Source organism: Modestobacter sp. SYSU DS0657, from assembly GCF_054050925.1.
On sequence record NZ_JBJHAG010000019.1, the window covers coordinates 19,563 to 39,892 of the forward strand.

Annotated in this window: 22 protein-coding genes; 10 read left to right on the top strand and 12 right to left on the bottom strand. The window is 76.3% G+C overall.

Annotation, left to right across the window (positions count from 1 at the left end; genetic code table 11):
* Positions 1-40 precede the first annotated feature (40 nt).
* Positions 41-1,198 carry a diguanylate cyclase gene (locus ACI79A_RS13125; RefSeq protein WP_457083790.1) on the top strand — a complete coding sequence of 386 codons (1,158 nt, stop codon included), beginning with the start codon at positions 41-43 and terminating at the stop codon, positions 1,196-1,198.
* Between the two features lie 48 nt (positions 1,199-1,246).
* Here the strand turns inward: ACI79A_RS13125 and ACI79A_RS13130 are convergent, their stop codons facing one another.
* Positions 1,247-1,786, bottom strand: coding sequence for a hypothetical protein (locus ACI79A_RS13130; protein ID WP_457083792.1), 540 nt, complete (start codon positions 1,784-1,786; stop codon positions 1,247-1,249).
* Positions 1,787-1,846: 60 nt separating this feature from the next.
* Positions 1,847-2,398 (bottom strand): hypothetical protein, encoded by a 552-nt coding sequence (locus ACI79A_RS13135; RefSeq protein ID WP_457083794.1) that lies wholly within the window; start codon positions 2,396-2,398, stop codon positions 1,847-1,849.
* A 132-nt stretch (positions 2,399-2,530) separates the two neighbouring features.
* Between ACI79A_RS13135 and ACI79A_RS13140 the strand changes: the two genes are divergently transcribed.
* Both ACI79A_RS13140 and ACI79A_RS13145 read left to right on the top strand, forming a co-directional pair.
* Positions 2,531-3,253 (top strand): mycothiol-dependent nitroreductase Rv2466c family protein, encoded by a 723-nt coding sequence (locus tag ACI79A_RS13140; RefSeq protein WP_457083796.1) that lies wholly within the window; start codon positions 2,531-2,533, stop codon positions 3,251-3,253.
* Between the two features lie 15 nt (positions 3,254-3,268).
* Positions 3,269-3,733 (top strand): SRPBCC family protein, encoded by a 465-nt coding sequence (locus tag ACI79A_RS13145; RefSeq protein WP_457083798.1) that lies wholly within the window; start codon positions 3,269-3,271, stop codon positions 3,731-3,733.
* A 2-nt stretch (positions 3,734-3,735) separates the two neighbouring features.
* On the opposite strand, the gene ACI79A_RS13150 is transcribed toward ACI79A_RS13145, so the two are convergent.
* Together ACI79A_RS13150 and ACI79A_RS13155 are read right to left on the bottom strand one after the other, a co-directional pair.
* Positions 3,736-4,938: a cysteine desulfurase-like protein gene (locus ACI79A_RS13150; protein ID WP_457083800.1), complete on the bottom strand. Its 1,203-nt coding sequence runs from the start codon at positions 4,936-4,938 to the stop codon at positions 3,736-3,738.
* A gap of 21 nt (positions 4,939-4,959) precedes the next feature.
* Positions 4,960-5,166, bottom strand: coding sequence for a hypothetical protein (locus ACI79A_RS13155; protein WP_457083802.1), 207 nt, complete (start codon positions 5,164-5,166; stop codon positions 4,960-4,962).
* Between the two features lie 159 nt (positions 5,167-5,325).
* Here ACI79A_RS13155 and ACI79A_RS13160 point away from each other — a divergent pair, with 159 nt between their 5' ends.
* A complete protein-coding gene (locus tag ACI79A_RS13160; RefSeq protein WP_457083804.1) occupies positions 5,326-6,054 on the top strand; it encodes an alpha/beta fold hydrolase in 729 nt (242 codons plus the stop codon).
* Positions 6,055-6,455: 401 nt separating this feature from the next.
* On the opposite strand, the gene ACI79A_RS13165 is transcribed toward ACI79A_RS13160, so the two are convergent.
* Positions 6,456-7,844, bottom strand: coding sequence for a bifunctional 3-(3-hydroxy-phenyl)propionate/3-hydroxycinnamic acid hydroxylase (locus ACI79A_RS13165; RefSeq protein ID WP_457083806.1), 1,389 nt, complete (start codon positions 7,842-7,844; stop codon positions 6,456-6,458).
* A gap of 146 nt (positions 7,845-7,990) precedes the next feature.
* On the opposite strand from ACI79A_RS13165, the gene ACI79A_RS13170 reads away from it, so the two are divergent.
* The 4 genes from ACI79A_RS13170 to ACI79A_RS13185 all read left to right on the top strand — a co-directional run bounded on the left by ACI79A_RS13170 (position 7,991) and on the right by ACI79A_RS13185 (position 11,061).
* Complete coding sequence (locus tag ACI79A_RS13170) at positions 7,991-9,118, top strand: NDMA-dependent alcohol dehydrogenase (RefSeq protein WP_457083808.1); 1,128 nt, start codon at positions 7,991-7,993, stop codon at positions 9,116-9,118.
* A gap of 10 nt (positions 9,119-9,128) precedes the next feature.
* Entirely contained in the window at positions 9,129-9,923 is a 795-nt protein-coding gene (locus tag ACI79A_RS13175) for an AAA family ATPase (protein ID WP_457083810.1), read from the top strand.
* A complete protein-coding gene (locus ACI79A_RS13180) occupies positions 9,863-10,021 on the top strand; it encodes a hypothetical protein (RefSeq protein ID WP_457083812.1) in 159 nt (52 codons plus the stop codon). The genes ACI79A_RS13175 and ACI79A_RS13180 overlap by 61 nt, the downstream gene beginning before the upstream one ends.
* 248 nt (positions 10,022-10,269) lie before the next feature.
* The gene (locus ACI79A_RS13185; RefSeq protein ID WP_457083814.1) at positions 10,270-11,061 is read left to right on the top strand and encodes a vWA domain-containing protein; all 792 of its coding nucleotides are present in this window, start codon (positions 10,270-10,272) and stop codon (positions 11,059-11,061) included.
* Positions 11,062-11,074: 13 nt separating this feature from the next.
* Here ACI79A_RS13185 and ACI79A_RS13190 read toward each other — a convergent pair whose 3' ends face one another.
* From ACI79A_RS13190 to ACI79A_RS13215, 6 genes are all read right to left on the bottom strand, one after another.
* Positions 11,075-11,809, bottom strand: a complete 735-nt coding sequence (locus ACI79A_RS13190) for a hypothetical protein (RefSeq protein WP_457083816.1) — start codon at positions 11,807-11,809, stop codon at positions 11,075-11,077.
* Positions 11,810-11,889: 80 nt separating this feature from the next.
* Complete coding sequence (locus ACI79A_RS13195) at positions 11,890-12,462, bottom strand: MOSC domain-containing protein (protein ID WP_457083818.1); 573 nt, start codon at positions 12,460-12,462, stop codon at positions 11,890-11,892.
* Positions 12,459-13,580: an XdhC family protein gene (locus tag ACI79A_RS13200; protein WP_457083820.1), complete on the bottom strand. Its 1,122-nt coding sequence runs from the start codon at positions 13,578-13,580 to the stop codon at positions 12,459-12,461. The genes ACI79A_RS13195 and ACI79A_RS13200 overlap by 4 nt, the downstream gene beginning before the upstream one ends.
* Positions 13,573-14,673: a vWA domain-containing protein gene (locus tag ACI79A_RS13205; RefSeq protein WP_457083822.1), complete on the bottom strand. Its 1,101-nt coding sequence runs from the start codon at positions 14,671-14,673 to the stop codon at positions 13,573-13,575. Before ACI79A_RS13205 ends, ACI79A_RS13200 begins: the two co-directional genes overlap by 8 nt.
* Positions 14,666-15,562 carry an AAA family ATPase gene (locus tag ACI79A_RS13210; RefSeq protein ID WP_457083824.1) on the bottom strand — a complete coding sequence of 299 codons (897 nt, stop codon included), beginning with the start codon at positions 15,560-15,562 and terminating at the stop codon, positions 14,666-14,668. The genes ACI79A_RS13205 and ACI79A_RS13210 overlap by 8 nt, the downstream gene beginning before the upstream one ends.
* A gap of 33 nt (positions 15,563-15,595) precedes the next feature.
* Positions 15,596-15,865, bottom strand: a complete 270-nt coding sequence (locus ACI79A_RS13215; RefSeq protein WP_457083826.1) for a hypothetical protein — start codon at positions 15,863-15,865, stop codon at positions 15,596-15,598.
* Between the two features lie 88 nt (positions 15,866-15,953).
* Between ACI79A_RS13215 and ACI79A_RS13220 the strand changes: the two genes are divergently transcribed.
* Positions 15,954-17,243, top strand: coding sequence for a M18 family aminopeptidase (locus ACI79A_RS13220; protein WP_457083828.1), 1,290 nt, complete (start codon positions 15,954-15,956; stop codon positions 17,241-17,243).
* Positions 17,244-17,256: 13 nt separating this feature from the next.
* Here the strand turns inward: ACI79A_RS13220 and ACI79A_RS13225 are convergent, their stop codons facing one another.
* The gene (locus tag ACI79A_RS13225) at positions 17,257-19,422 is read right to left on the bottom strand and encodes a DUF222 domain-containing protein (protein WP_457083830.1); all 2,166 of its coding nucleotides are present in this window, start codon (positions 19,420-19,422) and stop codon (positions 17,257-17,259) included.
* Positions 19,423-19,537: 115 nt separating this feature from the next.
* Between ACI79A_RS13225 and ACI79A_RS13230 the strand changes: the two genes are divergently transcribed.
* A complete protein-coding gene (locus ACI79A_RS13230) occupies positions 19,538-20,320 on the top strand; it encodes a class I SAM-dependent methyltransferase (protein WP_457083832.1) in 783 nt (260 codons plus the stop codon).
* Positions 20,321-20,330 lie beyond the last annotated feature (10 nt).

Genomic DNA, 20,330 nt, shown 5'->3' on the forward strand with positions numbered 1-20,330 from the left:
CGCGCCCCAGCAGTCGTCCCGGGGAGCCGATGACCTCGGGGTGACCAGCAGCGCCCCCGAGAGCGACGCCACCGGGTCGCGCCGGGACGACGTCCGCGTCGCGGTGCGCCGCGAGGCGCTGGAGCAGGCCCGGTCGTCCGGTCTCCTCGTCGGGGCGATCGCCGCGGTCGGCTACCCCGCGTGGGCGGTGCTGGACATCGTCCTGGAACCCGCGGTCGCCGGCTCGCTCGTGCCCGTGCGGGCGGTCGGCACGGTGCTCATCTGGGGCGCGCTGGCGCTGCTGTGGCGGCATCCGGCGGGCCGGCTGCAACCGGGGGCGCTGATCTTCGCCGGCCTGGCCGTCGTCCAGCTGACCACCGCATGGATGCTGGCCGTCGTCGACCACGTCGAGTTCTACCTGCTCGGTCTGTCGCTGGCCCTGCACGGCAGCGGGGTGCTGCTGTCGGTCGGGCTGGGCTGGACCGTCGCGCTGGTCTCCACGACCTGGACCGCGCTCGCACTGGCGGTCGCCGCCGAGCCCTCGCAGCTGAGCGGCCGCACCACCGCGGCCGTGGTGGTGTACCTCGGGCTGACCTCCCTGGTCGCGCTGCTGGCCCACTGGCGGCGCGCCCGGCTGGCGGCGGCGCAGCTGGCCACCCGCGTCCGCCTGGACGCCGAGCAGCGCCGCACCCACCAGCTGCTGGTCCGGCTGGAACGGCTCAGCCACGAGGACCCGCTCACCGGGCTGGCGAACCGCCGCCGCTGGGACGACGAGCTCGCGGCCGGCTGCACCCGGGCCCGGGAGAGCGGCGAGCGGCTGGCGGTGGTGCTGCTGGACGTCGACCACTTCAAGCACGTGAACGACCGGTTCGGCCACGCGGCCGGGGACGCGGCGCTGCAGGCGGTGGCCGGCCTGCTGCGCAGCCGGGTGCGCGCCGGTGACCTGGTGGCCCGCCTGGGCGGCGACGAGCTCGCCCTGCTGCTGCCCGGTGCCGGACTGGTGGACGCCGTGCGGCTGGCCGAGCGGGTCCGGGCCGAGGCCCACGACCTGTGGCCGGAGGGGTTCGCCGATCCCGGGGTCAGCCTGTCGCTCGGCGTCGCCGCCGCTGTCGGGGCCGGTGCCGACCCGCGCGGCCTGCTGGCCTCCGCCGACGCGCAGCTGTACCTGGCGAAGACGAGCCGGGACGCCGTCCGGGCGGCCCGGACAGCGCTCGTCTGACCACCCCGCCGCTGACGACCTGGCCTCTGACCACTGGCCCGGGGCCGCTCAGGCGGCCACCGGGTCGCCGGTGAGCTCCGCCCGGCGCCGCCGCAGCCGGGCCGGCTCCCGGTACCAGGACACCCCTGCCCCGAGGGCGACGAGGACACCCAGCCACCACCACGGCGTGCGGGTCAGCGCCTGGACGGCCGCGTACCCGCCGACCAGCAGCACGCACGCCAGGGTGGGCACCGGATGCCCGGTGGCCACGGACAGCCGCCCGTCGAGCAGCCGGACGGCGGCGTCGCGCACCCGTGGGTCCGCCGGCACCGGCCCGCGCCGGGCCGCCCGGTGGGCCGCCCGCGACTCGTCGTCGCCGAGCCCGGCGGTGACCTCCCGGAACCGGGCGTCCTCCCGGTGGGCGTTCCAGGCCGTGCCCAGACCAGCCGCCACCCCCAGGACCAGCCCGCTCAGCAGCGACTGGGGCAGGTCGCGGCCCAGGTCGTCGTGGCTGACGAGCAGTGCTGCGCCGAACCCGACGAGGGTGGAGAGGAGTCCGACGAGCAGGGACTGCGCCCACCAGGGCGGACGCGGAACGGAAACGGCCACCCCGCGAGGGTGGCAGACCGTGGCGCAGGTCACCAGCGCCCGCGCCACGGTCTGCGCGACTCAGGCGATGGTGGCCTTCTGCGCGGTCCCGCGCTGCACCTCGGAGGGGCGCTGCTGCTCCCCGGCGTAGGAGCTGACCACGACCAGCGCGCCGGTCAGCGCGGGGATGACCCACTGCAGCTGGTCGAGCCGCTCCTGGGCGACGGCGATCTCCGCGCGGGCCCGCTTCGAGGCCTTGGTGCCCCGCCGCGACGGGGTGGCGCCACCGGAGGCGACGACCTTGCCCAGCACCCGGCTGTAGGCGGTGACGCCCAGGGCCGCTGCGGTGAGCACCGTCTTCACGGTGGACATGGCGCCGGCGCCCTGCTGCTCGGCGACGCGCTGCTTGTTCGCCTGCAGCTGGCCGACGCTGCCGATGAGGTGCGCGCCGATCGCGGCGGCGTTGACCGGCGTCCACCGGTTCCAGCCGGCGTTGGCCACGGCGCCGGTGGCCTTGGCGCTGCCGGCCTCGCTCGCGGCCTCGTTGAGGGCGACGGCGTTGGCGAGGGTGCCGCCGAACCAGGCCGCGAGGCCGACGTCGTGCAGGGATCGGGAGAGGGTGTTGCGCGCCATGGGTGGTCTCCAGTCGTCCGGGGGTGAGCGGCGACCGAGGCGGTCGCCGCGCATGAGCTGCCTGGTACCCCGTGGTTCCGCATCCCACCCACCGAACACGCCGTCCGCCGCCGGGCGTGGCAGCCTCGGGTCATGGCCGACGCCGACCTGCACTTCTACTTCGACCCGGTGTGCCCGTTCGCCTGGATGACCAGCCGGTGGGTGCGGCTGGTCCAGTCCCAGCGCGACTACACCGTCGACTGGCGGTTCATCTCGCTGCGGCTGGTCAACGCGCACGTCGACTACGACGCGCAGTTCCCGCCGGAGTACGAGGCCGGGCACACCGCCGGGCTGCGGCTGCTGCGGGTGGCCGCCCGCACCCGTGCCGAGCACGGCCGTGCCGCCGTCGGCACGCTGTACGAGGCGCTGGGGCAGCGGATCTTCGACACCGCACCCGAGCCCGGCGCGACCGACGGCGACCGGGGCACGCGGGGCTACCTGACGCCGGTGCTGGAGCGCGCCGGCCTGCCGGTCGAGCTGGCCGACGCGTTGGAGGACACCTCGTACGACGCCGTCGTGCAGGCCGAGACCGACGAGGCGCTGGCGCTGACCGGGAAGGACGTCGGGACGCCGATCCTGCACGTGCAGCCGCCGGGCGGGCTGGCCTTCTTCGGCCCGGTGATCAGCCGGCTGCCCGCCGAGGAGGACGCCGTCCGGCTGTGGGACCACGTCGTCGGCCTGGCCGGCTTCCCGGGGTTCGCGGAGCTGAAGCGGAGCCTGCGCGAGCTGCCGCAGCTGCGCGGGCTCGGCGTCGCCGACGGCGAGGTCGGTGCGCAGGAGGACTGGCACGGCGGCAGCCGCCGCCAGCACAAGTAGGAGCAGACTGCCCGGATGACCAGCCTGACCCATGCCGACTCGATCGTCGTGCACGCAAGCCCCGAGGCCGTCTACGACCTGGTCTCCGACGTGACCCGCACCGGCGAATGGAGCCCGGTCTGCACCGCCTGCTGGTGGGACGAGGGCGCCACCGGGCAGGTGGGCGACTGGTTCACCGGCCGCAACGAGGTGCCCGGCCGCACCTGGGAGACCCGCAGCCAGGTGGTGGCCGCCGAGCGCGGGCGGGAGTTCGCCTGGCTGGTCGGCGGGAAGCTGGTGCGCTGGGGCTTCACCATGACGCCCGTCGAGGGCGGCACCCGGTTGACCGAGTCCTGGGAGTTCCTCCCCGCCGGGCTGGCCTTCTTCGCGGAGAACTACGGCGACCAGGCCCAGGCGCAGATCGAGAACCGCACCCGGTCGGCGCACGAGGGCATCCCGGCCACGCTCGCCGCGATCAAGCGGATCGCCGAGAAGGGCTGAGGTCAGCCGGCCAGCCACTCCCGCAGCCCGGTGAGCAGCCGGTCGACGTCCGCGTCGTCGCTGTAGGGGGCCAGCCCGACCCGCAGTCCGCCGGCGTCGCCCAGCCCGAGGTGCCGGCTGGCCTCGATCGCGTAGAAGGAGCCGGCGGGGGCGTTGACGCCCCGCTCGGCCAGGTACCGATGGGCGTCGGCCGCGTCCCGGCCGGCGAAGGTCAGCAGCAGGGTGGGGGTGCGCCGGGCCGCGCGTGACCACAGGGTGACGCCGGGCAGCTCCCGGACGCCGGCCTCGATCCGCGCCCGCAGCCGGTCCTCGTGCGCCTCCACCGCGGTCATCGCGGCGGTGAGCCGGGGACGCCGGTCGCCCTCCGGGCCGGCGATCCCGGCCAGCACGTCGACGGCGGCGGTGGTGCCGGCGAGCAGCTCGTAGGGCAGCGTGCCCAGCTCGAACCGCTCGGGGACGGCGTTCGTCGACGGGAGCAGCTTGTCCGGGTGGAGCGTCTCCAGCAGGGCGGGGGCGGCGACCAGGCAGCCGCAGTGCGGGCCGAGGAACTTGTACGGCGAGCAGACGAAGAAGTCCGCGCCCAGGGCGGCGACGTCGACCGGGGAGTGGGCGGTGAGGTGGACGCCGTCGACCCAGGTCAGCGCGCCGGCGTCGTGCGCGAGCGCGCTGATCGCGGCGACGTCGGGGCGGGTGCCGATGAGGTTGGAGGCCCCGGTGACGGCGACGATCCTCGTCCCCTCCGAGAGGAGCGCCGCGACGGTGTCCGGCGAGAGCTCGCCCGTGGCGGGGTCGAAGTCGGCCCACCGCACGGTGGCGCCGCGGGCCTGCGCGGCCTGCACCCAGGGGCGGATGTTGGCGTCGTGGTCGAGCCGGGTGACGACCACCTCGTCGCCGGGACCCCAGCCGGCCGACACCACCCGGGAGAGCTCGTAGGTCAGCGCGGTGGCGCTGCGGCCGAAGACCACGCCGCCGGGGTCGCCGCCGGTGAGGTCCGCGATCGCCTGCCGGGCGCCGATGACCACGGCGTCGGCGTTGCGCTCCGCCTGGGTGACCGAACCGCGGTTGGCCATCGGCGCGGTCATCGCGGCGGCGACCGCCTGCGCCACGGCGAGCGGCGTCTGCGACCCGCCCGGACCGTCGAAGTGGGCGGCCCCGCCGGCCAGGGCGGGGAACTGGGCGCGCAGCGCGGCGACGTCGAAGCTCACCCGGCCACGCTAGCCGCGGCGCTACGGGTGGGTTCCTCCCGCCCGGAGCCGGGCGGTCAGCGTCGACAGCCGGGTGCCGACCACCACGACGTTCAGCACGACGACCGCGAACCAGACGGCCCGCCAGACACCGGTCTGGGTGACCGCCCCGACGGTCAGCAGCACCGTGGAGACGAGCAGCCAGCCGATCTCCGCGGTCAGCAGCAGCTGGGTCCGACGCCGGGACATGCGCGCAGGATGGCACGACCGGAGCGCGCATCCAGCGATCCCGACCGCGACAGATGTCTCGCGCCGATCGACCGCGGCGCTCTGGTCAGCCGGCACCGACGGCGGGAGGCTCACCCGGTCCGCCCGGTTCCGGTGGACGCTCACGCGAGAGAGGAACGCATGACCGCCGTGCCAGCCCAGACGTCGCCCTCCCCCACGGTCGTCCTCGTGCACGGCGCCTGGCACGGCTCCTGGTGCTGGGAGAAGGTGGTCCCCCTCCTCGAGCAGCAGGGGCTGGCGGTCCGCACGGTGGACCTGCCGAGCACCGGCCCCGACGTCGACGCGCTGGGCAGCCTGGACGACGACGTCGCCACGCTCACCGCCGTCCTGGACGAGGTGCCCGGCCCGAAGGTCCTGGTCGGTCACTCCTACGGCGGCCTGCCCATCACCGAGGCCGGCGCCGGCCGGGACGACATCGCGCACCTCGTCTACGTCTGCGCCTTCATGCTGGGCGTCGGCGAGAGCCTGCTCGACGCAGCGGGCGGCCAGCCGATGTCCTGGTGGCAGGTGTCCGAGGACGGCAGGTCGATCACCGCCGGGCGACCGGAGTCGGTCTTCTACGACGACTGCGACCCCGAGGAGGCGGCCGCCGCCGTGGCCCGCCTGACCCCTCAGTCGATGAGCTCGTGCACGACGCCGCTGCGCGTGGCGGCGTGGGAGACCGTGCCGTCGACCTACGTGGTGGCCGACGCCGACCCCGAACTGCCGCAGGCCGTGCAGGAGATGATGGCGGCCGGCAAGGCCGGGCAGGTGCGGCACATCGACTCCGCGCACTCCCCCTTCTTCTCCCGGCCGGCGGAGCTGACCGCCCTGCTCGTCGGCATCGCCCGGGACGTCGAGCCGGCCTGACCCGTCGTGCGGGTCGCGCAGCCCGACGACGTCGCGGCCCGTCTGCCGGTTCGGTGCGGCACACGTCCCGCCGCACTACACGCCGCTCATCGGCGCGGAGGCCGCCGCCGGCCAGATCCGCGACTGGTGGGACGCGAAGTCCATCGGCGCAGCCGTGGCCGCGGCTCGGGTGGTCGTCGCCGAGGACGGCGGCCAGCTGCCGGACGACGCCGACCGGCTCCGGGCCGAGCACTTCGCGGCCAACGAGCGCGCGGGCGCCTTCTACGAGCGCGAGGGCTTCCTCGTCGTGCGGGGTCGCCAGCCAGGGCATCGCGGCCGCCCGGGACCGCCGGACCAGCGCGGTCAGCCCGTCGGCATCACCCGGCTCCCCGTCGCGGAGCCGCAGGAGCCCTTCGACCCGGTCATCCCGCCACCGCCGCGACGATCCGGTCCGGGCGCACCAGCACCGAGCGGCCGCGCAGCCACCGGATCAGCTCGGGAGAGCCGAGCGCGGCCGCGTCGAGAACCGGCCCGGGCCAGTCGGCGGGCACCCGGCCGCCCGCGGTGAGCACCGCCCAGCCGTCCCCGAGGAGCTCGTCCAGCCGCCGCGCCCCGATGGTGGGCTGCGGCACCAACGACCCCACGGGCGACCCGGGCGCGACGCGACGACGGCGCACCAGCGGTCCCGGCCGCAGCGGCGGCGTCCGGCTGTCGGCGGCGAAGGCGGCGACCCCGGGCAGGGCGAGCACACTCCGGCGGAGCACCGCCGCGGAGCGCCCGCCGCCGTTCATCAGCCGGCCGAGCAGCACCGCCAGGCGGATCAGTGCGGTCGCGTGCGGCGCCCGTTCGGCCTGGTGGGTGTCCAGCAGCGCGTCGTCGGCCCCGCCGAGCACCGCCGCCAGCTTCCAGGCGAGCTGGTGCACGTCGCGCAGCCCCAGCCCCAGCCCCTGGCCGATGAACGGCGGCGTCAGGTGCGCGGCGTCACCGCACAGCAGCACCCGGCCGGCTCGCCAGCGGTCGGCCACCTGCGCGCGGTAGGTGTACTCCGCCGTCCGCACGACCTCGGCGCCGCCCGCGCCGAACCGGTCCAGCAGCGCCGGCAGGTCCAGATCGGCCGCCGACTCCCCCGGCACCAGCCGGAACTCCGCCCGGTACCGGTTCCCGGCCACCGGCATGAAGGTCGCCGGTCGCCGCGGGTCGCTCACCTGGTGCACACCGGGCCAGACGTCGAGCGGGACGCCGGAGACCAGGTCCACCACCAGCCAGCGCTCGGCCGGGCCGAGGTCGCGCATCCACCCGCCGATCAGCCGGCGCACCGTGCTGTTCGCCCCGTCGCACCCGAGCACCGCCTCGGCGACCAGCTCCTCCGCCGCCCCGGTCGCCCGGTCGCGCACCCCGAGCCGGACCGCTCCGTCCCGCTGTTCCACGTGCAACACCTCGACGCCGCCGCGCAGCTCGGCCCGGGGCTCGGCGTCCAGCGCCGTGCGCAGCACCGCCTCCAGGTCGGGCTGGCTGAACATCGAACCCTGCGGCCAGCCGTGCGCCCCGCTCCCCCGGGTGGCCTGCAGCAGCACCCGGTGGTCGGCGTCCAGCAGGCGCAGCCCGGCCATCGGCCGGCTCACCGCGGCGAACGCGTCGCCGACGCCGGCGGCCTGCAGCACCCGCAGCGACTCGTCGTCGAGGTGCACGGCGCGCGGCTGCGGATAGGGCGCGGCGTGCCGGTCGAGCACCAGGACGTCGACCCCGCGGCGGGCCAGCAGCAGCGCCCCCGTCACCCCTACCGGGCCGGCGCCCACCACAACCACGGTCACCGGAGGAGTCTCTCCCACCGGAGTCGTGCCATCTGGCGGAAGCGGATTGGCCGGGAGTGTGACCCGCGGCATAGGTTCCGACTCCGGGCGCAGTGCCGCGCCCGGAGCACCGACGCCCTCGACGGCGAGGGCAGGAGGAGGTCCCCGTGCCCGTCCCCACCCGCGGCGCGATCCTGCGCGAGGCCCCCGGCACGTGGGAGGTCACCGACCTGCTGGCCGATGACCCCCGCACCGGCGAGATCCAGGTGAAGCTGGCGACGTCGGGGCTGTGCCACTCCGACGACCACATCGCCACCGGCGACATGCCCAGCGGCCACTACCCGATCTGCGGGGGCCACGAGGGCGCCGGTGAGGTGATCGGGGTCGGCGCCGGCGTCACCGACATCAAGGAGGGCGACCACGTCGTCTTCTCGTTCCTGCCGGCGTGCGGCCGCTGCCGCTGGTGCGCCACCGGCAAGCAGTACCTGTGCGACTCCGGCGCCAACATCGGCATGGGATCGCGCTGGGACGACGCGGAGAGCTTCCGCTACTCCCTGCCCGACGGCACCCCGGTCGGGCAGATGTGCGGGCTGGGCAGCTTCTCCGAGGTCACCACCATCGACGTCCGGTCCGCGGTGAAGATCGCCCCCGACATCCCGATGGACGTCGCCTGCCTGGTCTCCTGCGGCGTCGGCACCGGCTTCGGCACCGCCACCCAGGCCGGTGACGTCAAGCCCGGCGAGACGGTGGTCGTGATGGGCATCGGCGGCATCGGCATCAACGCCGTGCAGGGCGCTGCCTTCGCCGGCGCCAGCCACGTGATCGCCGTCGACCCGGTGCCGTTCAAGCAGGAGAAGGCCCGCGAGTTCGGCGCCACGCACGCGTTCGGCGACATCGAGGAGGCCGCCGACTTCGCCCGCAGCGTCACCAACGGGCAGGGCGCGGACAAGGCGCTCGTCACCGTGGGCGTCACCACCGGCGAGCACGTGGCCCAGGCGCTGGGCTCGGTCCGCAAGGCCGGGGTGGTCGTGGTGACCGGGCTCGGCCCGGTCTCCGCCGTCGGCCTGCCGATCTCCTCGATGGACTTCACGCTCTTCGGCAAGGAGATCAAGGGCGCGCTGTTCGGCGACCAGAACCCGACCACCGACATCCCGCGGATGCTGCGGCTGTGGCAGGAGGGCAACCTCAAGCTCGACGGCCTGATCACCAACCGGTACCGGCTCGACGACGTCAACGCCGGCTACGACGACATGCACGCCGGCAAGAACCTGCGCGGCGTCATCGAGTTCGGCTGAACCGGCCCCGATGACGACGACGACCTCCGCCGCCCGCCTCGACGGCGCCGGCATGGTGCGCACCGCCCGGGAGCGGGTGGTGGCCCGGGTGCGGGAGGCGGAGGTCGTCGCGGCCGCGCTGGCGGCGGGCCGCAACGTGGTGCTGGAGGGTCCGCCCGGCACCGGGAAGACCACGCTGCTGCGGGCGCTGGCCGACGGCACCGGGGTGCCGCTGGTGCTGGTCGAGGGCAACGCCGAGCTCACCCCCACCCGGCTGGTCGGCCACCACGACGCCTCCCGGGTGCTCACCGAGGACTACCGGCCGGAGAACTTCGTGCCCGGCCCGCTCACCCGGGCGATGACCGAGGGCGCGCTCCTCTACGTGGAGGAGTTCAACCGGGTGCCCGAGGAGACGATGAACGTGCTGCTCGGGGTGCTCTCCGAGCGCGAGATGCACGTGCCGCGCTACGGCCGGGTGCCCGCCCGGCCGACGTTCCGGCTGGTCGCGGCGATGAACCCGTTCGACGCCGTCGGCACCGCCCGGATCACCCCGGCGCTGTACGACCGGTCGTGCCGGGTCGCGATGGGCTACCAGACCGAGGACGACGAGCGGGCCGTGGTGGCCACCGCCACCGGCGGCCCCGCACCGCTGCTGCACCGCGCGGTGCGGGCGGTGCGGATCACCCGCGACCACCCGGAGCTGCGGATCGGCTCCTCGGTCCGCGGCGCGATCGACACGGTGCTCATCGCCGCGAGCTGGCAGCCGTGCGCGGCCTGGAGCCGGCCGACGAGGAGGTCGGCACCGACGCCGCGCTCGCCGCGCTGACCGGGAAGGTGACCGTCACCGACGGCCTCGCGCGACCGGTGGAGGACGTCGTCCGGGACATCTGGCGCCGGGCCGGTGAGGAGCTGGGAAAAGACTGACCCCCGGGCCGGAACCGGGGGAACCGGCGCCCGCACCTCCGCCCCCGCCGCCGCCCGACCGGCTGGCCGATCCACCGGGACGACGGCCGGCGCAGCCCGCCCCGGTCAGCGAGGACGCCGACGTCGAGGCGCTGCTGCGCGGGCAGCGGACCCCGCGGGCCGGGCGGGCGGAGCTGGCCCGCGCGCACCCGGACCTGCCGCAGGTCAGCCCGGAGGCCGGTCAGCTGGACGAGGCGGCGCTGGCCGAGGTGGCCGGCCGGGACCCCGACGCGGCGGTGCGGCTGCTGACCGCGCTGGGGCGGGCGGTCGACCCGGCGCTGCGGGCCGCCGCCCGGGCGCTCGCCGCACGGCTGCCGGTGACCGCACCCCGCCGGGGCCTGCCGGACCGGCCGGGCAGCCGGCGGGTGGTCACCCGCCGCGACCCCACCGGGTCCGACGTCGACCTGGACGCCACGCTGGCGGCCCGCGGCGCGGAGCCGCACTGGCGGGCCGAGCACCTGCACACCCGCGGCTGGCGGGCGACCGGCCGGGCCTGCGTGCTGCTGGTCGACGCCTCCGGCTCGGTGGCCGGCGACGAGCTGGCCGCGGCGGTGCTCACCGCCTCGGCGCTGACCCAGCGGATGCGCCCGGGTGACGAGCTCGCCGTCGTCGCGTTCTGGTCGACGGCGGTGGTGCTGCAGCCGCTGTCCGCGGTCGCGCGGCCCGAGCTCGTCGTCGACCGGCTGTTCGACCTGCGCGGCGGCGGCACCACCGACCTGGACCTGGCGCTGCGGACCGCGGCCCGCGAGCTGTCCCGCACCCGGACGGCGGCGCGCGACGTGCTGCTGCTGTCCGACGGGATGCCCACCGACAGCCCCGATCCCCGGCCGGCCGCCGCCTCGCTCACCCGCGCGGGGGCGCGGCTGCACGTGCTGGGGCTGTCCACCGACGAGGAGTCGGTGGCCAACTGCGCCGCGCTGGCCGCGGCCGGCGGGGGCCGCAGTGCGCCGCTGCACCGCCCCGCGCTCGCCCCGGCCGCGGTCCGCGCCCTGCTGGACTGAACGCCCGGCTGGATCAGGCGCCCGGCTCCAGGTCGTTGAGGTCGATCGGCGACTCCGGCGCGGCGATGTCGAACTGCTCGCCGTGCTCGCTGAGGGTCAGCGTCTGGTTCTCATCGCCCTGGTTCACGATCTCCAGCGGGTAGGGCTCGCCCTCGGCGGCGACGGCCACGGTGCTGCCGTCGGTCTGGGTGACGACGACGACCGGCTGGCCCTCGCGCTCGGCGGTGCTGACCTCGTCCTCGACCTCGGTGGTCGGGTTGCGGAGCTCCTCGACGAGGGTGGCGAGGGTGAGCTCCTCGAACCCGGTGGCGCCCGCCTCGGGGACGACGACCCAGGCGCCGTCCAGCTGGTCGGCGAGGTCGGCAGGCACGCCGGAGGCGGTCCAGAAGTCGCCGGGGGCCTGCATGTAGACGACGCCGCCGGTGCGCAGCAGGCCGATGGTCTGGCCGCCCGCGGCCACGGTTCCGCTGACGTCGTCGCCCTGCATGACCAGGTCGATGCTCCCCGTCTCCGCACCCATGCCGGCGCTGCCCGTGACGTGCACCGAGCCGGCCTCCTCGAGAGCGTCGGCGGCGGCAGCCGAGACCTCGGCGCCGGTCTGCTCGGCGAGACCGGACTCGCTGCTGGTCTCCGAGGCCGACGGCGACGACGACTCGCTGGTCGTGTCGCTGTCCCCGCCACAGCCGGCGAGCAGGACGGCGGTGAGTCCTGCGGTTGCGCCGGCGGTGGCCAGCCTGCGGATCTGCATGGGGTCTCCGTTCCTCGGGGCCGCGGACACGCTCGTCGCGTCCCGGCCAGGGCATCATCCCCGGTGCGCTGCCGCGCCTCTCACCGGCGCACCGGCGGCCGGACCGCCTCCCCCGCCCGGGCGGCGTCCAGCGGCACCGCCGAGCGCAGCACAGCGGGGCCGAGCCGCAGCGCCCCGCCGGTCCGGGGCGCGCAGCGGACCCCACCCCGGCCGCGCATGCCCCGGTGCGCGCCCGGCGCGAGGACCCGGTCCAGCCAGGCGCAGGGGTGGGCCGGCCGGCCGCCGGCGAGCACCACCTCACCCTCCCCGCAGTCGAGGCTGAACCCGCTCCCCCGCAGCGCCTCGACCTCCGCGCCGCGCAGCACGACGTTGCGCCGGGTGGCCAGCGCATCGAGCGGGCCGCTCCCCAGCTCCGCGGCCAGCTCCTCGACCGCCTCCACGGCGAGCACGGTCACCGACGCGTCCCGGTGGGCGGGCCTGCCGAAGTAGCGATCGCCGACGACGCCCAGCCCGGCCCGCACCTCGATCCGGTCCCGCCGCTCCACCGGCCGCGCGGCGACGGCGTCGTCCGGCCGCCCGTCGTACCGGTGCTCCGGCGAGGCGAGCAGCCCGACGACCTCGACGTCGTAGACGTACGGCAGGTCGTCGGTCACCGCTCGGCGGTGCGATGGATGGGGCCGCCGACCTCGGCCAGCCGCTCACCGCTGCCGCCCCAGCGGTCGGAGATGATCTCCGCGGCGATCGAGATGGCCGTCTCCTCGGGTGTGCGGGCGCCCAGGTCCAGCCCGATCGGCGAGGAGAGCCGGTCCAGCTCACCCTGGCTCAGCCCGGCCTCGCGCAGCCGCGCGAGTCGTTCGGTGTGCGTACGCCGCGACCCCATCGCGCCGACGTAGGCCACCGGCAGCCGCAGCGCGACCTCCAACAGCGGGACGTCGAACTTCGGGTCGTGGGTGAGCACGCACAGCACGGTGCGCTCGTCGATCCGCCCGGCGTCCACCTCGGCCTGCAGGTACCGGTGCGGCCACTCGACCACCACCTCGTGGGCATCCGGGAAGCGGCGGGCGGTGGCGAACACCGGCCGGGCGTCGCAGACGGTGACCCGGTAGCCGAGGAAGGCCCCCACCCGGGCGACGGCGGCGGCGAAGTCGATCGCGCCGAAGACCACCATCCGCGCCGGCGGGGCGAAGGAGGAGACGAACAGGGTCAGCTCGTCGCCGCGCCGCTCGCCGTCGTGGCCGTAGGTGAGCGTCGCCGTCCGCCCGGCGGCCAGCAGGCCGCGGGCGTCGTCGGCGACGGCGTCGTCCAGCCGCTGCGCGCCCAACGTGCCGGAGCTGCGGTCCGGCCAGAGCACCAGCCGCTTGCCGAGGCGGTCGTCGGGCCCGCGCACGCAGGTGACGACGGCGACCGGCTCGTGGGCCCCCACCGACGCGGCGACCTCGCCGAGCTCGGGGAAGGACTCCCGGGACACCGACTCCACGTAGACGTCGAGGATCCCGCCGCAGGTCAGGCCCACGGCGAAGGCGTCGTCGTCGCTCACTCCGTAGCGCTGCAGCGACGGCGTCCCGGTCGCGACGGCGTCCCGGGCCTCCTCGTAGACCGCGCCCTCGACGCACCCGCCGGAGACGCTGCCCACCGCCGTCCCGTCCGGGCCGACGAGCATGGCCGCGCCCGGCGGGCGGGGTGCGGACCGCCAGGTGCCCACCACGGTGCCCACGCCGACCGTCTCCCCGGCCTGCCACCACCCGACCAGGTCCTCCAGCACCTCACGCATTGGTGATCACCCCTGCCAGTTCCTCGAACGCGGCCAGGCTGTGCCCGGCGACGAAGTGGTCGACCGACGGCAGCGCCGCCACCATCCCGCTGGTCAGCGGCTCGTAGCCGGAGCGGCCCTTGTGCGGGTTCACCCAGACGACGGCGTGCGCGAGCCGGTGCAGCCGGGCCATCTGCTCGCCCAGCAGCTCCGCGCCCCCGCGCTCCCAGCCGTCGCTGCACACCACGACGACGGCGCCGCGGGCGGTGCCGCGCTGGCCCCAGCGGTCCAGGAACGCCTTCAGCACCTCGCCGATCCGGGTGCCGCCGGACCAGTCGGGGATCGCCGCGCCCCCGGCGGCCAGGGCACGGTCGGGGTCGCGCAGCCGCAGCTCGCGGGTGACCCGGGTGAGCCGGGTGCCGATGGTGAACACCTCGGTGGACGCCGGGCGGGCCCGGACGGCGGCGTGCGCGAAGCGCAGCAGCGCGTCGGCGTAGGGGCTCATCGAGCCGGAGACGTCGATCAGCAGCACCACCCGGCGCGGCCGGGGCCGGGCCCGGCGGTGGTGCAGCCGGCGCACCTCACCCCCGTCGCGCAGCGCCCGGCGCACGGTGCGGCCGGCGTCGACGGTGCCGTGCGGGGAGGGGCCGCGACGACGTGACCGGCGCATCGGGGTGGCCGGGGCGAGCAGCGCGAACAGCCGGCGGAGCTCGGCGCGCTCGGCCGTGGTCAGCTCGGCGACGTCCCGGTGGCGCAGCACCTCGTCCCCGCTGGCCTTCGTCGCCAGGTCCGAGGGCTCCTCGCCGGGCTCGCCGCCGTCCCCGCTGCCCAGCGGGGCGATGTGCGCGACCTGCGGCGGCTCGGCGGGTGCGCCCCGCCGCATGCGCGGCGCCTCACCGGCGAACCAGGCGGCGAACGCGGCGTCGTAGCGGTCGAGGTCGTCGGGGCTGCCGCACAGGGTCAGCCGGCCGGCCCAGTAGACGGCGGTGGCGTCGAGGACGTCGAGGTGCGCCACCGCGGCCAGCATCGCCTCGACCCGGTCGGGCGAGGCGGCGACCCCGGCGTGCCGCAGCGTGCGGGCGAACCCCAGCACGGTCGAGACGACGTCACCCACCGAAGAGCGCCCCCCGGGCCAGCGAGCGCACCCGCTCGCCGTCCTCCCGGTACTTCAGCACCGCGCCGAGGGTGCGGGCCGCGGTGTCCGGGTCGAGCTCGCGGCAGCCCAGGGCGTGCAGCGCGCTCGCCCAGTCCATCGCCTCGGCGACACCGGGGGGCTTGAGCAGGTCCAGCTCACGCAGCCGGCCGGTCGCCTGCGCGACCTGGCGGGCCAGCTCCTCGGTCACCTCGGGCAGCCGGCGGCGCAGGATCGCGACCTCGCGCTCGAAGTCCGGGTGTTCCAGCCAGTGGTAGAGGCAACGGCGCTTGAGCGCGTCGTGCACCTCGCGGGTGCGGTTGGAGGTGAGCACGACCAGCGGCGGCGTCTCCGCCCGGATGGTGCCCAGCTCCGGGACGGAGATGGTGAAGTCGCTGAGCACCTCCAGCAGGAAGGCCTCGAACTCGTCGTCGGCCCGGTCGACCTCGTCGACCAGCAGCACCGACGGGGCATCCTCCAGCGCCTGCAGCAGCGGGCGGGCCAGCAGGAACCGCCGGTCGTAGAGCCCGGCCTCCAGCTGCGCCACGTCGTCGGGGGAGGCGGCGGAGCCGGTCGCGTGGGCGGCCTCGGCGGCGCGCAGGTGCAGCAGCTGGCGGCCGAAGTCCCAGTCGTAGAGGGCGTGGCTGGCCTCCAGCCCCTCGTAGCACTGGAGCCGGTACAGCGGCCGGCCGGTGACCTCGGCCAGCGCCCGGGCCAGCGCGGTCTTGCCGACGCCGGCCTCGCCCTCCAGGAACAGCGGCCGGTGCATGACCAGCGCCAGGTACGCCGCCGTCGCCAGGCCCTCGTCCGGCAGGTAGCCGGTCGACTCGAGGGCGTCGGCGAGCGCGGCGGGGTCGGTGGGCTGGGTCACGCTCCGCAGCATCTCACCGCTGACGGCGGCGGGTCACTCCTCGGCCATCGCCGGCAGGTAGTCCTCGTAGCTGGCGATGACGTCCTCCAGCTCGATGACGTCGGGGAAGTCGGCGACGTCCTGGTGCCGGCGGAGGAACCGCACCGTGCGCAGCACGACGTCCTCCTCGTCGTCGGTGCCCAGCCGGTCGAGCGCCTCGGGGGTGAGCGTGAACCAGGTGGTCACGTCGTCGGCCTCGGTGGCCTGCACGACCACGTACTCGCGCTCGCCCTGTGCCCTGATCTCGATGTCGTCGTCCGCCACGGGGGACCCCCTACCCGCGTCGGCTGCGGGAAACGCAGGTCAGGCGGGCGCGGGTGGGCACCGCGGGTGCTGGGGGAGGATGGGCGTCATGCCGGAGACCCCGACCGACGACCTCTCCCTCGGCGACGACCTGCGCGCCTTCATCGACGCCTCCCCCTCCCCGGGGCACGCGGTGGCCGAGATGGTCCGCCGGCTGGTCGAGGCCGGGTTCACCGAGCTGGTCGAGACCGACAGCTGGCAGCTCTCCCCGGGCGGGGCGCACTTCGTCGTCCGGCGGGGCGGCAGCCTGATCGCCTTCCGGCTGGGGACCGGACCGCTCGCGGAGAGCGGGATGCGACTGGTCGGCGCGCACACCGACTCCCCGACGTTCCGGGTGCGGCCGCACTCCGACGTCCGCCAGGCCGGGTACCGGCTGGTGGGCGTCGAGCCGTACGGCGGCGGGCTGTGGCACACCTGGCTCGACCGCGAGCTGACCGTCGCCGGCCGCGTGGCCCTGCGCGGAGGCGCGGAGGCACTGGTCGAGCTGCCGGGGGCACCGCTGCGGCTGCCGTCGCTCGCGATCCACCTGGACCGCAGCGTGCGGGAGGGGCTCACCCTCGATCCGCAGCGGCACCTGGTCCCGGTGTGGGACCGCGACCTGGGCACCGAGCCGGGGCTGCGCGAGGCGGTCGCGGCAGCGGCCGGGGTGGGGGTGGACGACGTCGTCGGGCACGACCTGGTGCTGGCCGACACCCAGCCGGCGGCCCGGACCGGCGCCGACGGCAGCTGGGTGGCCGCGCCGCGGCTGGACGACCTGGCCTGCTGCCACTCCGGGCTGACCGCGCTGATCGGCGCGCCGGCCGGTGAGCGCACGCAGCTGCTGGTCTGCAACGACCACGAGGAGGTGGGCAGCGGATCGATGTCCGGGGCGCGGGGCAGTTTCCTGGAGGACGTCGTCGACCGGCTGGTGGCCGCCACCGACCCGGGGAACGCCCAGGCCGTCCACCGGACGATCGCCCGGTCGGTGCTGGTCAGCGCGGACATGGCGCACGCCGTGCACCCGACCCGCGGCGAGCGGCACGAGTCGGCGCACACCCCGCAGCTGGGTGGCGGGCCGGTGCTGAAGGTGAACGCCAACCAGGCGTACGCGACCGACGGGGTGGGCGGCGCGTGGTTCGCCGAGCGCTGCGCCTCGGCGTCGGTGCCGGTGCAGTGGTTCGTCAGCCGCGCCGACCTGCCGTGCGGCAGCACCATCGGCCCGCTGACCGCGACCCGGCTGGGCATCGCCACGGTGGACGTCGGCGCGCCGATGCTGGCGATGCACTCGGCACGTGAGCTGGCCAGCGCCCGGGACGTCCCGCTGATGGTCGCGGCGCTCACCGCCTGCTTCACCGACTGACGCCGCCGGCCCCTCAGTACGGCGGTGGGGTGGTGACGGCGGTCAGGCCGGTGGGCGTGGTGACGGTGAGCGCACCATCGGCGGCCAGCTCGTGCCGCCAGCCGGGCGCCTGGGGCTTGCCGCGGTGGTTGGTGGTGCAGTAGCCGGTCAGGTTGGTCGCGCTGGTCGGGCCGTCGGGGTACGGGACGTCGTGGTCGAGCTCGCCGCCGCGGGGCACCCTGCGGCGACAGCCGGGGAACCGGCAGCGGCGGTCGCGGGCGCGGACGAACCGGTCCAGCTCAGCGCCCGGCCGGTAGCCGGCGGTGGGGCCCGGTGGGCGCAGGCCGGGCCGTCCGGACAGGTCGTGGGTGCACTCCGCCGGGCGGCGCCGGCAGGCAGGTGCGTCGCAGGAGGCGGCGCGGCGCAGCTCGGGGAGGCCGGCCAGCCCGAGGAAGGCGCCGGTCAGCGCATCAGCCAGCACGAGCCGCGGCCGGTCGGCGAGGCCGCCCCCGCCCGTCCGGGTCAGCAGGTCGGCCAGCAGAGCCCGCTGCCCGCTGCTCGCCGCCTCCAGCGCGGCCAGGGCGTCGGCGGCGGCGCCGACCTGCCCGGTCCGACCGTGCTGCCAGGCGGCTTCGTCGGCGGCGTCGGCGCGGCAGGCGTCGGCGACCGCTCGACGGGCGTGGCCGAGGACCTCCTGCGTCGTGCGCAGGGCAGCACCCGCCCGCTCCACGGCACGGTCGGCCGTCGACCACCAGCCCTCCCCGGGCAGTGGCGCGGTGCCCTCGGGACCCAGCGTCGGTGGTTCGGGGGCGGATGGTGGTCGCTCCGCGCCGTCGGGTGAGGCGTCCCGAGCGGGCTCCTCAGCCCAGCGGGCGAGCACCCGACGCTCGAACTCGGCCCACCCGGGGTCCGGCCAGAACTCCTCGGACCCCCCGCCCGGCGGCCGGTCGCGGTCGGGGCTGAGCGTGACGGTCGGGGGCCCGCCGTCCGGGGCGGGGGCAGGGGGAGCGGCAGGGGCAGGGGGAGCGGCGGGGGCAAGGGCAGCGGCAGGGGCAGAGGCAGAGGCAGAGGCAGAGGCAGAGGCAGGGGACGCGTCGGCGGCGTCGGCGGAGGGGTCGATCGCGTCGGAGTCGGCTGTGGCGGCGTCGGCGGAGGGGTCGATCGCGTCGGAGTCGGCTGTGGCGGCGTCGGCGGAGGGGTCGATCGCGTCGGCGGCGGCGGCGGCGTCGGCGGAGGGGTCGATCGCGTCGGAGTCGGCTGTGGCGGCGTCGGCGGGCGCAGCGGCGCTGCCGGACAGGGCGCGCAGCAGGGCGCGGACCACCTCGGCCGGGACGACCTGGCCGTCGACCTCACCGGGCGCGTCACCGCCGAGCATCGTGGCGACGGACGCCACGACGTGCAGCGACACCTGGACCGGCGGCATGTTCCGCTCGCCGGGGCGCAGCACAAGGTCGAGCAGGCAGTCGGCCATCTTCTGCCCGCGGGTGCGCTGGTCGCCCGGTTCGTCGAGCGCGTCCGCGTACGCACCCAGCGCCCGGAGGAGCGCGTGCGCCTCGGGAACGGTGAGCAGCGCGGCGATCTCAGCGGTGCCGTCGGTGCGGCCCGACCGCAGGTGCACGCCGCGCTCGGCGATCGCGCGGGAGAGCCTGCGGGCGGCGGCCCGGGCGTCGCGCCGGAGGACCTCGCGCCGCGCCTTGGCGCCGAGCTGCGCCGGCGTCGTCACCCGCCCGGCGGCCCACTGCAGCAGTGCCGCCTCGACGTCGGCGCGCACCGCGTCGTCCTCGATCGGGGCGACCTTGTCCAGCAGCGGCCACAGGTGCCCGGGATGCAGTGCGCCGGCCTCCAGCGCGTCCAGCGTCCGGGGCAGCCGGTGCACCAGCGTCAGCGACCGCTCGAGCAGCGACTCCGCCGCCTCGGCGCTGATCGACAGCGCCACGACGAGCTCCTGCGCGGCCCACTCGCTCACCGGCCGGAGCACCTCGGCCCGGGCAGCCCAGCGCTCGGCGCTCATCGAGCCCGGCTCACCCTGGGGCCGGTCGACCGAGGCGGGCCGCGACGCGGCGAACTCGGCCACCGCACGGGCGCGCCGGGCGGTCTGGCGCGCGATCTCCCGGTCCGCGGCCTGCACTGCGCCGAGCGGCCCCGCCGCGAGCCCGACCGGCGGGGCGGCGCGGATCCGCTCCTCGGTCGTCACGTCCACGTGTTCGATCATACGTTCGAAGAACGGTCGCGACAAGCCCGTGAGCAGCACGGATGCGGCTGCGCCGACAGCGAAAACCGACCCGGTCCGCACTCCGACGGGTCACCATCTCCCCATGGACGGACAGTTCGCCGGCTCGACGGCCGAGGCCTACGCACACCACCGCAGGGACGTACCGGGCGAGGTGCTGGACCAGCTGGTCGCCCACCTGGGGCTGGCCGCCACGGACCGGGCCATCGACCTCGGCGCCGGCACCGGGCAGGTCGCCATCGGTCTGGCCGCGCGGCTCGGGGGCGTGCTCGCCCTGGACCCGGAGCCGGACATGCTGGTCCAGCTCCGCCGCCGCCTCGCGGCCGGAGGGACGGCGAACGTGGTGTGCGCACTGGCCGCCGACCACGACCTACCGGGCCTCGCCGGCGTGGTCGGCACGAACTGGGGGCTGCTCACCGTGGCCAACGCCCTGCACTGGATGGACGCCGCCGCCGTCTTCTCCACCGCCCGGCCACTCCTGCGGCCCGGTGGGGGCATCGCCGTCATCACCCACGGCACCCCCCTGTGGCTCGGCGAGCAGGACTGGGCACGAGCCCTACGCGCTCTGCTGGAGCGCCGATTCGGCCCGGCCCCGGGCACCTGCGGCACCGACGCGGAGGCGCTCGCGGAGCGGCGGGCGCTGCTGAGCCGGGCGGGCTTCTCCGACGTCGAGGTGCTGCACCACCGCTACGCGGCCCCGGTGGACGCCGATCACGTGCTCGGCAACCTCGCGTCGGCGATGTCCCCGGGCCAGCTTCCGCCCGAGCGCAGGCGGGAGCTCGAGGAGGACGTCCGCACCGCGCTGGCGCCGCACGCCGGGTCGATGGTCGAGGAGGCCCCGGTCACCGTGCTGGTGGGGCGCAGCTGACCACCCACCC